This is a genomic window from Rurimicrobium arvi (genome assembly GCF_039540495.1).
GTDB lineage: Bacteria > Bacteroidota > Bacteroidia > Chitinophagales > Chitinophagaceae > Rurimicrobium > Rurimicrobium arvi.
This window is the reverse complement of sequence record NZ_BAABEZ010000014.1, coordinates 105,454-118,317: the sequence shown is the minus strand read 5'-3', so window position 1 is coordinate 118,317 and position 12,864 is coordinate 105,454. Positions and strand designations below refer to the sequence as shown.

Annotated in this window: 13 protein-coding genes; 10 read left to right on the top strand and 3 right to left on the bottom strand. The window is 46.5% G+C overall.

All coding sequences use genetic code 11. The features are described from left to right. Window positions 1–29: 29 nt before the first annotated feature. From ABD846_RS05875 to ABD846_RS05840, 8 genes are all read left to right on the top strand, one after another. Entirely contained in the window at window positions 30–620 is a 591-nt protein-coding gene (locus ABD846_RS05875) for a PhnA domain-containing protein (RefSeq protein WP_344823789.1), read from the top strand. A 74-nt stretch (window positions 621–694) separates the two neighbouring features. Further along, window positions 695–985 carry a hypothetical protein gene (locus ABD846_RS05870; protein ID WP_344823786.1) on the top strand — a complete coding sequence of 97 codons (291 nt, stop codon included), beginning with the start codon at window positions 695–697 and terminating at the stop codon, window positions 983–985. Between the two features lie 96 nt (window positions 986–1,081). After that, window positions 1,082–3,103, top strand: coding sequence for a thioredoxin domain-containing protein (locus tag ABD846_RS05865; RefSeq protein ID WP_344823784.1), 2,022 nt, complete (start codon window positions 1,082–1,084; stop codon window positions 3,101–3,103). Between the two features lie 177 nt (window positions 3,104–3,280). Next, window positions 3,281–4,537 (top strand): T9SS ring complex lipoprotein PorK/GldK, encoded by a 1,257-nt coding sequence (gene porK, locus ABD846_RS05860; protein WP_344823781.1) that lies wholly within the window; start codon window positions 3,281–3,283, stop codon window positions 4,535–4,537. 48 nt (window positions 4,538–4,585) lie between these two features. Continuing rightward, window positions 4,586–5,407 (top strand): type IX secretion system motor protein PorL/GldL, encoded by an 822-nt coding sequence (gene porL / locus ABD846_RS05855; RefSeq protein WP_344823779.1) that lies wholly within the window; start codon window positions 4,586–4,588, stop codon window positions 5,405–5,407. A gap of 79 nt (window positions 5,408–5,486) precedes the next feature. After that, window positions 5,487–7,049, top strand: a complete 1,563-nt coding sequence (porM, locus tag ABD846_RS05850) for a type IX secretion system motor protein PorM/GldM (RefSeq protein ID WP_344823776.1) — start codon at window positions 5,487–5,489, stop codon at window positions 7,047–7,049. 46 nt (window positions 7,050–7,095) lie between these two features. Next, window positions 7,096–8,004, top strand: coding sequence for a type IX secretion system ring subunit PorN/GldN (gene porN, locus ABD846_RS05845; protein ID WP_344823773.1), 909 nt, complete (start codon window positions 7,096–7,098; stop codon window positions 8,002–8,004). A gap of 73 nt (window positions 8,005–8,077) precedes the next feature. Beyond that, on the top strand, window positions 8,078–8,800 hold the full coding sequence (locus ABD846_RS05840; RefSeq protein WP_344823770.1) for a 2-phosphosulfolactate phosphatase: 723 nt from the start codon (window positions 8,078–8,080) through the stop codon (window positions 8,798–8,800). A 10-nt stretch (window positions 8,801–8,810) separates the two neighbouring features. Here ABD846_RS05840 and ABD846_RS05835 read toward each other — a convergent pair whose 3' ends face one another. From ABD846_RS05835 to ABD846_RS05825, 3 genes are read right to left on the bottom strand one after another with little or no spacing between them, the layout of a single operon-like run. Next, window positions 8,811–9,449, bottom strand: a complete 639-nt coding sequence (locus tag ABD846_RS05835; RefSeq protein ID WP_344823767.1) for an MBL fold metallo-hydrolase — start codon at window positions 9,447–9,449, stop codon at window positions 8,811–8,813. Window positions 9,450–9,452: 3 nt separating this feature from the next. After that, entirely contained in the window at window positions 9,453–9,821 is a 369-nt protein-coding gene (locus ABD846_RS05830) for a DMT family protein (RefSeq protein WP_344823764.1), read from the bottom strand. Window positions 9,822–9,825: 4 nt separating this feature from the next. Continuing rightward, complete coding sequence (locus ABD846_RS05825; protein ID WP_344823761.1) at window positions 9,826–10,881, bottom strand: hypothetical protein; 1,056 nt, start codon at window positions 10,879–10,881, stop codon at window positions 9,826–9,828. A gap of 68 nt (window positions 10,882–10,949) precedes the next feature. Here ABD846_RS05825 and ABD846_RS05820 point away from each other — a divergent pair, with 68 nt between their 5' ends. Together ABD846_RS05820 and ABD846_RS05815 are read left to right on the top strand one after the other, a co-directional pair. Beyond that, window positions 10,950–11,510 (top strand): cob(I)yrinic acid a,c-diamide adenosyltransferase, encoded by a 561-nt coding sequence (locus ABD846_RS05820; protein WP_344823758.1) that lies wholly within the window; start codon window positions 10,950–10,952, stop codon window positions 11,508–11,510. Window positions 11,511–11,553: 43 nt separating this feature from the next. Further along, window positions 11,554–12,849, top strand: coding sequence for an aminopeptidase P family protein (locus ABD846_RS05815; RefSeq protein WP_344823755.1), 1,296 nt, complete (start codon window positions 11,554–11,556; stop codon window positions 12,847–12,849). Window positions 12,850–12,864 lie beyond the last annotated feature (15 nt).

The window sequence follows — 12,864 nt, the reverse complement described above, 5'->3', positions numbered from 1 at the left end:
GATCATTAATCATCAAATACAGCCATATTTTGAAAACAGAAGAACAATTGAAAGCCCGGAGCGGCACCAGCTGCGAACTTTGCAGCATTACTTCCGGATTGCATGTGTATGAAGTAGCGCCGGTGGCATCGAACATCACCGGTAATGAAGCGCTTTTCTGCGCAAAATGCATTGCCCAGATCGACAAAAAGGAAGAGCTGGATCCAGCACACTGGGAATGCCTGAAGTCCGCTATGTGGAGTGAATTTCCCGCAGTGCAGGTTACCGCCTGGCGTATGCTCAACCGGCTGAGAAGCGAGTCCTGGGCGGCCGAATGCATCGACATGATGTACTTCGACGACGAAACAATGGAGTGGGCCAAAGCCACAGGAGATCATGAAAATGATGCGAGCGTGGATCTGCACCGCGACAGCAACGGTCACGTGCTCGAGCACGGCGATACTGTCGTGCTTACAAAATCCCTTGACGTAAAAGGTTCTACCGTAAATGCGCGTCTGGGAACCGTAGTCCGCAATATTAAGCTCGATCCCAATGACACGGGATATATTGAGGGGCGTATTGAGGGGCAGTCGATTATGATCAAGACGATCTATGTAAGAAAGCAGGGGGCCGGTGTCTGAGATTTTTTAACGCAATAATGCGCTGAGGGTTTCGTTTTTAGTGGTAAATTAACCTGTCCACAAAAAGCCACCCTATGAAAAAAAATGTTTTCCTGCTGGCATTTACCGCCATTGCACTGTGTTCCTGTAAGAAAGAATCACTGCGGAAAATGACCGTGATACGGGATTGCACCGGCACTTATCTGCGTGCAGACGGAAAGGATTATCATGTCTGTAATGATGGGCTGCTAAGCGGTTACAAAGACGGCGTTGCTGTAATGGCAAACATCAGGCCTGTATCTGAGTGTGCCGAACAGAATGACCGTATCGTATGTATGATGCTGCACCAGAACGAAGGATGGGTGCAGGTGACAAAGGTTAAATAATGTTACGCGACAAGCGGGGGCGGCACTGTAATAGTGCCGCTTTTTTTATGCCACTACCTGGCATAGGCTGTACATTTGCGGATACATTTTTCTATTATGGCCAATCGACTGATCAATGAACAAAGCCCTTATCTGAAGCAGCATGCGCATAATCCTGTGGACTGGTTTCCATGGGGTGAGGAAGCGTTTGCACAGGCGAAGGCGCAGAATAAGCCCGTGCTGGTGAGCATCGGTTATGCGGCATGTCACTGGTGCCATGTGATGGAGCGGGAAAGCTTTGAGGATACGGAAACTGCAGCAGTAATGAATCAGTCGTTTGTGTGTATCAAAGTAGACAGGGAAGAGCACCCGGACGTGGACGACTTTTACATGTCGGCAGTCCAGACCCTTACGGGTAGCGGCGGATGGCCTTTAAATGTATTTGTTACGCCGGATAAATTACCGTTTTACGGAGGTACGTATTTTCCGCCTGTTCCGGCACACGGCAGACCCTCCTGGAAACAGCTGCTGGAGCGGATGGCACAGGTATGGCAGGAGCATCCCGGAGAAGCATTGCAGCAGGCAGATCAGATGCTGGCGCACTTACAGAATGCAGCAAAGCAGACAACTGCGGATGCCGGGTCCGGATGGACAGATGAAGATATTGCAACAGCGATAGACGCTTTGCTGAAACAGGCAGATACGGTTCACGGAGGATTCGGAAGAGCGCCTAAATTTCCTTCCACAATGGCTATAGGGCTGCTGCTGGAAAGAGCGCGGTTTACCGGCGATAAAGAGGCTTTGCGGCAGGCATTGCTGAGCCTCGATAAGATGATCGGCGGTGGTATTTACGATCAGATCGGCGGCGGATTCTCGCGCTATTCCGTAGATGCAGTCTGGCTTGTGCCGCACTTCGAAAAAATGCTGTATGATAATGCCTTGCTGTTGTCTGTTCTTACAGATGCCTATCAGCTTACCGGAAAGCCGCAGTACAGGGAAGTTATAGAGCAGACAATCGCTTTTTTGCAGCGGGAGATGCGCCATCCGGAAGGAGGGTATTATGCAGCTCTTGATGCAGACAGTGAAGGAGTGGAAGGCAAGTTTTATTGTTGGACGATTGAGGAATGGAACGCACTGATGCAGGCTTTCCCCGCATATGTTGCCGCATATTTCGGTGTCGAAAAAGAAGGCAACTGGGAGCATACTAACATCCTGCATCGTGCGTTAGATATACAGACGATATGCGCACAGGAAGGCATTTCCGAAGCGGAGCTGACAGCGGTGATCCGGGAAGCGTCCGCAGTATTGCTCGAAAGCCGCAATAAGCGTATCCGTCCCGGAACGGATGATAAGGTACTGCTCGGCTGGAATGCTCTGCTGAATCAGGCTTTCAGCAAAGCGGGAGTGGTGCTGAAGCGGGAAGATTTGATTGAAGAAGCACGCAGTCATATGGACTGGCTGCTGAAAAAATTTGAAGTTGCAGCGTCTCCAAAACATACCTGGAAAGATGGCTTCGCGAGAATAGAAGCCAAGCTCGATGACCTTGCTTTTTTATGCCGCGCGATGATCCAGCTGTCACAGGCATTGAGCTCAGAAGCTTATCTGCTGCAGGCAATCCGCTTAAGTGAAGAAGTGCTGCAGCGCTTTAAAGCGGAAGACGGGCCGCTGTTGTATTACACATCGTCTGCAGACCGGATGCTGCCCTACCGTAAACCCGAAATCTATGATGGCGTAAACCCTTCCTCCAATGCTGTGATGGCAGAAGTATTGCATGTGCTGGGTATACTGCAGGAGAATGCACAGTGGATCGGATTGAGCGAACAGATGATCCGTTCGCAAAAAAAAGCGGCCATGCGATACCCGACTTCATTTGCTTACTGGGCCTTGCTGGGACAGCGTTTGCGCTACGGATACCGGAGCATTGTGATCACGGGAAACGATCAGGAAAACGTCAAAAATGAAGTTTGTGAGAAGTTTCTGCCGAACTGCTTTTATTTTTTTGAAAAGGAAGAAAATTTCGTAACTATGCCATTCAGAAAGGGTTACATGCCTGAAACATACATTTTTGTTTGTACTAAGGATGCATGCCGGGCACCTTTGGACCGATTACCTGAGAATATTGATTTTGCTATACTTTAACACAAACAGAAGGGAATTATTAACAGCGGATTTGCCCGAAAAGAAAAAATATTTTTTAGCAAACAGTTGTTTTTTTGAAAAAAACTTCAAATATTGTGTGCCAGTTTAGCGATAAACTTTAGAAATAAACAGAAATTTTACCTTTATTTGCCTAATTGCAAAAACAAAAGAATGAGTATGAAAAAACTTTCCCTGAAGCTCTCCGCTATTGCTATTGCTGCTCTGGCTGCTAGCTGCGGACAATCGGGTAGTGGCGGACAATTAGTAGGTGCACCCAATTACTCTACTTACAGAGCCCCTGTGCCTCTGGGTATGGTGTACGTACCCTCCGGTATTCTGAAAATGGGAGCAAGTGATCAAGACATTAGAGGCAAAAACGACGCCCTTGTGCGTACTGTTCAGATGACAGGCTTTTACATGGATGCCACTGAGATCTCTAACGCTGAATACCGTCAGTTTACTAACTGGGTCCGTGACTCAATCGCTCATACCATTCTGGGAGATTTTAAAGATAATCCTGATGGAACACAAACGCTCGATATGAGCAAGCGAATCAACTGGAGAGATCCGGATGTACAGGAGCAATTGTCCACTCTGTACGTTCCTGCTGATCAGACTGGTTGGGGAAGCAAAGAATTTGACAATACCAAACTGGTTTACGGTTATTCTGTTTATAACTACGACGAGCATATCAAAAATCCTGGTCAGCCAGCTAAAAATTATATTGAAGAAAGCAAAATCAACGTTTATCCTGATACCACTGTGTGGGTGCGTCAGTTCAGCTATTCTTACAACGAACCTATCGCGCGTCAGTACAACTGGTTTGGTGCTTTCGATAACTACCCTGTAGTTGGTATCAACTGGAGACAAGCCAATGCATTCTCTAACTGGCGTACCGACGAGTGGAAAAAAGAAAGAGAAAGAACCAAACAATATTTCGAAGGTCGTTTCATGCTGCCTAACGAAATGCAATGGGAATGGGCAGCACGCGGAGGCCGCAACGCTTCTCCTTATCCCTGGGGTGGCCCTTACATCCTGAACAAAAAAGGATGTTACCTGGCTAACTTCAAACCTCAGAGAGGTAACTACGCAGCAGATGGTGGCTTGTACACTGTTCCTGTAAATAAATACTGGCCTAACGATTACGGTCTGTACAACATGTCCGGAAACGTTGCAGAGTGGACCAGCAGCCCTTACTACGGTAATACCTACAATCAGGTTGCTGATGTGAATCCTGCACTGGATACACGCACTAAAAATTCCGATCCTCAGTGGCTGCAACGTAAAGTGGTTCGCGGCGGAAGCTGGAGAGACGTATACTATTACCTGCAGGTGAGCACTCGCGATTACGAATACGCAGATACTGCTAAAGCTTATATCGGTTTCCGTAACATTTATCAGCAAATCGCTCCGGCTCTGACTAACAGAAGATAAAAAGCAAACAATCAACTACAACCTTAACAAAAAAAGAATTAACTCCATATGAAATCAATAGCATTGTTTTTTGAGACCAGCAGAGGGAAATATATCAAAAACTTCATCATCGGTTTTGGTGCCTGCGTCGTTCTGATCGGGGCTCTTGGTAAAATCCAGCACTGGGCTATCGGTGGTCCGCTTCTGACAGCAGGTATGTTGACCGAAGCTTTCATCTTCGCGATGCTCGGTATCCTTCCTCCGCATAAAGACTACTATTGGGAGAAAATCTACCCAGGTCTGGATGTAAGTCCTGAAGAAGAGCATTACATGAAAGGTGGCGGGAAAAAAGTCGGCACACCGGATTCCATGTCACCAATGGCTGCTTTCGACAAAATGATGGAAGAGGCTGCTATTACTCCTACTAACCTGAACAAGCTCAATCAGAACTTCCAGCGTTTCGGAGAAGTTGTGAACAACATCAAAGATATGTCTGATGTTACGGCTGCTACTAACGAATATTCTTCAAGCGCACGTACCGCTGCCGGTGCTTTGGGTCAGATGTCTGACACTTTCGCAGGTGCAACACGTACAATGTCTGCGTTCAACAGCGCTGCTGACGATACAATGAGCTTCCATAAGCAAGTACAGGTGTTGAGCGGTAACCTGAATTCCCTGAATCAGATCTATGAAGTGGAGCTGAACGATGCGAACAACCACCTGAAAGCTATGAACAAATTCTACAGCAATCTGGTGAGCGCTTCAGATGCAATGGCTTCAAGTGCTGCTGATGCAATTTCTGCAAAAGAGCAAATGGCTGCATTGTCTAAAAACCTGACTTCTCTGAACAACATCTACGGTAACATGCTTACCGCGATGCAGGGACGTTAATCGCCGGCAAACTTATGCCTTCACAGGTGATAAGCTTTGAACTGAAACAAATTTTCTAACAAACTGAAATTATAATAGAATGTCAATACCTAAAGAGCCCCGGCAGATTATGATCAACCTCATGTACTTGGTGTTGACAGCATTGCTGGCCCTTAACGTATCCAATGAGATTCTCGCGGCTTTCCGTACGATCAACAAGAGTATCGGGCGATCTAATCAGTCTATCGCTCAGAAAAACTCTGATAAGTACGCGATCTTCGAGGAGAGCATGCAAATCCCTTCTGAAAGACCTAAAGTGGAGCCTTATTACAAGGTTGCCATGGAAGTTAAAAAGGAATCTGACGACCTGATCAATTACCTGGAATCCTGGAAGCGCCGTCTGGTAGCCCAGTCCGGCGGATGGAGAGATTCAGCTGCCGGTGAGATCCTGAATGAATCAGATCTGCACGCTTCCACTGACCTTCTGGTTGAAAAGAACAAAGGCGGTGATACAATCAAAATGCGCCTGGAAAGCTATCGCGTGAAATTGTTAAACGCTCTTGGACTGGATACGTCTTCTGCTCTGGCAAAACAATTGCCATTGAAAATTGAGAAAGTTAAACCTTCCGATGCGAACCCCAAAGGTGAGTGGAGCGCGGGTAACTTCTACAACATGCCTACGATCGCAACCGTAACGCTGATGTCTAAATTCCAGAATGACATCAAGAACTCAGAAGCGATGATCATCGACCAATTGTTCGACAAGATCCACGAAAAAGATGTTAAGTTCGACGGATTTAAGGCGATCGCTGTTCCAAAACAAAGCTACCTGCTCGCGGGTCAGAAAGTTGAAGCGGAGATTTCTTTGGCTGCCTATAAAACCACAGCTAATCCGATCGTATCCTCCAACCTCGGTCACGTAACCAAGACTGAACAAGGTATTGCTTACTGGGAGAACACTGCGGGCGGTACAGGTCTTCAGACTGTGAAAGGTACTGTGTCTATCGACATGGGAGGCCATCAGGAGTCAAAACCATTCGAGTTCACTTACATGGTAGGTTCCACCGGAGCTTCTATGCAGCTGGATAAAATGAACGTATTCTACATTGGTGTACCTAACCCTGTTACTGTATCAGCGGCGGGTTACTCTATGGAGGATATCGACCTCGGTATTCCTGAGTCAGATGCTGTTATCTCTAAAGGAGATGCTCTTGGTAAATACAATGTAATGATCAAGAAGCAAGGTAAGGTTACCGCTGTTATCTATGCCAACACAAAAGAAGGTAAGAAACAGGTTGGTTCTCAGGAGATCCGCGTAAAAATGATCCCTGACCCTGTTGCTGAAGTTGCTGGTTTGTCCGGTTCTATCGGTCTGCCTTCCAACCGTATGAAAGTGGTTTCCGGTATCAACGCAGCACTGAAAGCATTTGATTTCGACGTTCGCTTCACAGTAACAAGCTACGACTTTACATACCTGCAAAAACGTCAGGATCCTATCGGTCCGATATCTGTTAACGGTCCTTTGTTCACTTCGAACAAACAGGTTGCAGATGTGATCGGCAAGTGTAAACCAGGTGATAAGATCTTCCTTGAGAATATCAAAGCTCGCGGTCCGGATGGTTTCACCCGTACGCTGAACACTATCATCATTACAATTCAATAACGTATCCTAGTTTCTCATTTTTCAAGTAAATAATCCAGGATTGATCATGAATATCCTCAAAAAATATCAGTTAGCGACAATTTTATTTCTCAGTTGTGCTGCAGGTGCGAACGCACAATCCGGTTCAATGGCCGATAAAGCCTCTTTACCGGAGAATGGTGCGGTGAATAAAGATTGGGTTCCTTCACGTCGCCCTGATGGTGCATATGATAAAGTTGCTCACGTGTCCAAAGCGTTGCCCTGGCAACCGTTGCGTGAAGACGATGTACTCTGGAAAAAGCGTGTTTGGCGTGAAATAGATGTACGTCAGAAGCAAAATATGCCATTTATCTACCCTGGCGATGAGAACACAGGTGGCGGTAGCTTTATTGAGATACTGATCGATGCGATCAAGCGTGGTAAAATCCAGGCTTACTCTCCCTTCGATGAGCGTTTTACAACACCATTTACTAAAGATCAGATCATGGATGTTCTTGTTGGAAAACCGGATACATTCTATGAAGACGATATCGAAACAGGAGAGCGCGTAATGCGTATTTCCCGTACGGAATTTGATCCTAACACGATCACTAAATATCGTATTAAAGAAGACGTTATTTTCGATCGTAACCTTGGTCGTAAAGTAACCCGTATTATCGGTCTCGCTCCGCTGTTGGATAAGAAAAGCTCTTCCGGAGACTTTATCGGTAACACTCCGTTCTTCTGGCTGTATTACCAGGATATCCGCGATCTGCTGGCTCAATATGAAGTGTTCAACCCGGATAACGACGTTGCACGTATGACATGGGACGATTACTTTGAAGGTCGTTTCTTTGCAAGCTACATCTACAAAGTGAGCAATCCGTTCGACTTCCGTTTCAAAGACTACAACATGAACGATATGGATATCCTCAACGAAGGCCAGCGCGTTTCTGAAGAAATGATGAACCGTGAGCACGATATGTGGGTGTACTAATAAGTTTGTACTTACAATAATTGAAAATAGCTTTGCAATCGCAAAGCTATTTTTTTAACCAGTTGATTTTAGAATGCCTGATAAACCTAATCTTGAAGTTTGCCTCTCTCCCGCATTACTGCATTTATTTGATACAAAGGATACCGTTACTGTTATTATTGACGTGTTTCGTGCCACATCCACCATTGCTGCGGCACTGGACAACGGTGCGAGACGTATTGTTCCGGTGGCCTCTGTCGAAGAATGTATCGCAATAGGTAAAGTAACGCCGAATAGTATTACGGCCGGCGAACGCGATGGTAAGGTGGCTCCCGGGTTGGAATATGGTAATTCCCCTTCAGAATATCCCCGCACCTTTATTGAAGGGAAGGATCTGATTCTGACAACGACCAACGGCACGCGACTGCTCCATATGGTAAAGGATGCACACACAATCGTTACCGGCTCTTTTCCCAATCTCAGTGCTATTGTGGAATTTCTGAGAAAAGAGCAACGTCGCGTATTGCTTGCCTGTGCTTCCTGGAAAGACCGCTTTAATCTGGAGGATGCCCTCTTTGCGGGCGCTGTGGCTGCACAACTGAAAGACGAATTTACGATCAATTGTGACAGCGCGATGGCCTGTATTTCGCTTAACGCAGATTCACGGGGTGATTATTTTGAATACCTTAAAAGGGGAGCACACTACAAAAGGCTTTCCGGGTTTGGATTGGAATCAGATATGGTCTATTGCACCACCGCAGATGTGCATCCGGTTGTGCCTATGCTCAAAGGAGGAGACCTGGTTGTTCACCGTTAGTATTATTTGATCAGTTCAGAAAAGGATTGCTGTTTAGCTCTTGGCCTATTGTTGTAGACGGTCCGTGACCGGAGTGTACTGCTGTCTGCGCCGGTAAAGGCAATAATTGCGTTTTTATAGAATGAATGAGCGTGGGGTGATCGCCCAGCAATAAGTCTGTTCTGCCGATGCTGCCAGCAAAGAGTGCATCACCGCTTATTACCCAGTCACCTTTTTCGTAGTAAAAAGCGATGCTTCCCGGAGAATGTCCCGGAACGAGCAGTACCGTAACAGGATCATTCCCCAGCCGGAGTAAGTGCTGTTCACTCAGGAAACCTGGTTTCGTCTGCACTCCGGCATATTCAAAGCCAAACATGCGCGCTGTATTAGCAGCGTTATTCAGAACAGGCATTTCCAGCTCATGCAGATAGAATGGGATATTATACCGTTGGGCCACTACATCTACACCCAGGATATGATCGATGTGCGCATGCGTGTTAATGATAGCCTGAGGTTGCAGCTGATGTGATTCGATAAACGAGAACAGTTCCTGGCATTCCTGCTCATTGATCATCCCGGGGTCGACAATCCAGCATTCCTGATTATCGTTATAAATCAGGTAGGTGTTTTCCGAAAACGGGTTAAACGTAAAGACTTGTAAATGGAGCATCGCTTATTTTTTAAAGATGAAATAGACCGCCAGTATCAGGAAACCGAATCCGATCAGGTGATTCATACGCAGACTTTCATTGCGGAACACAATAATAGTGAAACCCGAGAAGACGATCAGCGAAATTGCTTCCTGAATGATTTTCAGCTGCCAGATAGTGAATGGTCCTCCGTTTTCCTTAAAGCCGATGCGATTGGCAGGCACCTGGAAGCAATATTCAAAAAAAGCCAGCCCCCAGCTGAGTGCGATTACAGCGAATAAGCCAAGCTTTGCAAAGCCTTTCCACTCATGAAATTTCAGGTGCCCGTACCAGGCGATCGTCATAAACGTGTTCGATAATATTAACAGACCAATTGTGCTTATTGCTTTCATCTTCTTAATGGTTTAAGTCCTCGTCCATTATTTCATCGAGGTATTCAAGTTTGCGTTTACTCATGTTTTTCTCTTTCAGGTAGGCATCATAATCTATCCTGTCGGTAGTGGCAGAAAAAACGCCGGAAAAAATATTGCCTTTCAGATCCACTTCAAGAACACCACCTGTTTCTTCTTCCGTAAATGTCCATTTGCCGTCTTTGGTTTTCACCACTTCGTACCGTATAAAATTGTCTTCTCCGAACTTTATCATGGCATCATAGGAGCAGATGCCGCCCGGACAGTCTCCTTTGAGATACCTGATGTATAAGTCTACCGGGATATCGTCGTCCAGCCAGCCGATATAGTATTTCCTTTCGGCAACCTGCTTCCGCTTCATAGATACTTCGTCTTCATCATCGGTAGAGTCCGGCGGTACATTATTTGCCAGGAGTGCAGAATCTGCGAGTCCTTTCAATATCCTTTTTTTCTCAGCTTTCAGTTTCTGGTTGAATTCGTCTTTTGTTTTTGCCTCGAAAATAAAGTTTGCTTCACCGCCGTACCATTTTCCTTCCATCTTACGGATGTCGCTTAATGCAAGTGTAAATATCTTCCTCGTCTGCATGTCCTCCAGGAAAACATAACCGACAAAGCGTTCCGGTGCAACAGCTTCTAAAGCTGCATCTCTGGTCTTGTGCAATGCTTCCAGCTCATAGCGGTTCATCAGCACATCCGACCAATGTACGCCAAGTGCTGATCCGCGATAAAATATATACCGGAACAGAACAAATGCATTTTTCCGGATCAGCGAATCCTGATCGGCCAGTGCGATCGTATTGCCGGCGAGTGCCCTTGCCTGAGCATATTGTTCCGTTGAATCGGGTGCGCGTCGCAGGGTGATGGCAATGATAGAATCTGCCGAAGGGAATACAGCAGCATAAGCATCGCTGTCCGCCTGAACGAAGCTTGCCACAATATGACGAAGCAGGTCCGACTCGGAATTGGCCTGCGCAGCCCCTTTAAGCGGTTGCATAAAGAGAGCCAGCAGGAAAGTGGCGATATAGCGTGCGCTGCGATTCATACGGTTTGTTGCCGGCGTCCCCAAATGTAAAAATATGTTTCTACTTTTGAGGATCTTAAAGAATTTTTATGTCATTCAAAATATACACCAGGACCGGAGATAAGGGGCAAACAAGTTTGATCGGAGGAACGCGCGTATCGAAAAATCATATCCGGATCGAAAGTTATGGAACGGTTGACGAGCTTAACTCCTATCTGGGCCTGGTAAACGATATGGCTGCGGATAGACGTATAGGTGACTGGATCCGTGAAGTGCAGGACCGTCTGTTCACGTTGGGGGCAGAACTGGCAACAACACAGACAAAAGAAGTGAAAATGAAATTGCCCGATCTCCACGTTTCCGATATTGAATGGCTGGAACAGCGGATTGATGAAATGAATGAACAATTGCCGGAGATGCGTTCCTTTATCATTCCGGGAGGCCACCAGGCAGCATCCGCCTGTCATGTTGCACGCTGTGTCTGCCGAAGGGCAGAACGTCTTTGTGTGGCAATGGAAGAACAGGGAGAGCATGTATCGGATATTGTTCTGAAATACCTGAACCGGCTGTCCGATTTTCTTTTTGTACTGTCGCGGTATATCACACATGTGAATGGCAGGGAAGAGCTTCCCTGGCGTGCAAGAATTTAATAGTAACTTTCCATAACCGAATTCTAACCTACTGATAAAATACATGAGAAATCAGCTTTTGCAGGCACGGCTTGCACAACAGAACCGTCAGCGTTTCATGAAAAAAATGAAACCTAATTCCATTGCCATATTTCACCCAACCGAAGTGTTGCCGACAAATGGTGACGCGATATATACCAACCGCCCGAACTCAGACGTACTCTGGCTTTCCGGTGTAGAGCAGGAAAAGACAATGGTGATTCTTTTCCCGGACAACCCGGATCAGTCGGCAAGGGAAGTGCTCGTATTGCTGCGCCCCAACGAAACCCTGGAAAAATGGGAAGGGCATAAGCTCAGAAAGGACGAAGCAAAAGCTATTTCAGGAATCGACAATATACAATGGCTGGATGCGGTTGATCCGATGCTGCAGGTGATGATGCACAATGCTGAGACCGTATACCTGAACACTAATGAAAATGACCGCCTCGACGGTTCTTTGTTGCGCCTCGACCTGGAGTTTGTGCATAGCTGGATGAAACGGTTCCCGTTACACCGTTATGAGCGCGCAGCCGTACTTGTAAAAGAACTGCGTTCTGTTAAAACAAAAGAAGAAATAGCAGTAACGCAACAGGCTGTGGACATTACCGAAAAGGCATTCCGCCGGGTAATGAATTTCGTTCGCCCGGGGGTATGGGAACACGAGATTGAAGCTGAGATCACGCATGAATTTCTGCGCAACCGTTCACCGCGCCATGCTTACGATCCGATCATTGCGAGCGGAGACCGGGCCCGGGTACTGCACTATGTGGAGAACAACCAGGAGTGCAGGGACGGCGAACTGATCCTGATGGATTTCGGTGCGTCCTATGGCAATTACAGCGCGGACCTCACGCGTACAATTCCTGTGAGCGGAAAATTCAGCAAACGCCAGCGCGAAGTGTACAATGCGGTATGGAACGCACATTTGTATGCAAAATCCATCCTGAAACCCGGGATCAATTTTCCGGATTATGTCAGCAAGACGAATGCCGAAATGGAAAAGCAAATCCTGAAACTTGGCCTGATCTCCAAAGCAGATATTAAAAACCAGGATCCTGCAAATCCTGCTTACCGTAAGTATTTCTACCACGGCATTACACACCATCTGGGTATCGACGTACATGATGTGGGCACAAGAACGGGTGCTGTAAAGGAGGGGATGCTGTTTACTATCGAACCCGGTATCTACATTGAGGAAGAACAAATGGGTATCCGTCTCGAAAACAATTACTGGATAACAAAAAGCGGCAACGTAGATCTGTTCAAAAATATACCGGTTACACCGGATGAAATTGAAAGTTGCATGAAACGCAGGAAGTAGTTCTGATATAAAACC

Excerpts from the sequence above, each read along its gene's own strand:
- ABD846_RS05870 (WP_344823786.1), top strand. The coding sequence starts at position 695 with ATGAAAAAAAATGTTTTCCTGCTGGCATTTACCGCCATTGCACTGTGT.
- ABD846_RS05865 (WP_344823784.1), top strand. The coding sequence starts at position 1,082 with ATGGCCAATCGACTGATCAATGAACAAAGCCCTTATCTGAAGCAGCAT.
- porK (WP_344823781.1), top strand. The coding sequence starts at position 3,281 with ATGAAAAAACTTTCCCTGAAGCTCTCCGCTATTGCTATTGCTGCTCTG.
- porL (WP_344823779.1), top strand. The coding sequence starts at position 4,586 with ATGAAATCAATAGCATTGTTTTTTGAGACCAGCAGAGGGAAATATATC.
- porM (WP_344823776.1), top strand. The coding sequence starts at position 5,487 with ATGTCAATACCTAAAGAGCCCCGGCAGATTATGATCAACCTCATGTAC.
- porN (WP_344823773.1), top strand. The coding sequence starts at position 7,096 with ATGAATATCCTCAAAAAATATCAGTTAGCGACAATTTTATTTCTCAGT.
- ABD846_RS05840 (WP_344823770.1), top strand. The coding sequence starts at position 8,078 with ATGCCTGATAAACCTAATCTTGAAGTTTGCCTCTCTCCCGCATTACTG.
- ABD846_RS05835 (WP_344823767.1), bottom strand. The coding sequence starts at position 9,449 with ATGCTCCATTTACAAGTCTTTACGTTTAACCCGTTTTCGGAAAACACC.
- ABD846_RS05830 (WP_344823764.1), bottom strand. The coding sequence starts at position 9,821 with ATGAAAGCAATAAGCACAATTGGTCTGTTAATATTATCGAACACGTTT.
- ABD846_RS05825 (WP_344823761.1), bottom strand. The coding sequence starts at position 10,881 with ATGAATCGCAGCGCACGCTATATCGCCACTTTCCTGCTGGCTCTCTTT.
- ABD846_RS05820 (WP_344823758.1), top strand. The coding sequence starts at position 10,950 with ATGTCATTCAAAATATACACCAGGACCGGAGATAAGGGGCAAACAAGT.
- ABD846_RS05815 (WP_344823755.1), top strand. The coding sequence starts at position 11,554 with ATGAGAAATCAGCTTTTGCAGGCACGGCTTGCACAACAGAACCGTCAG.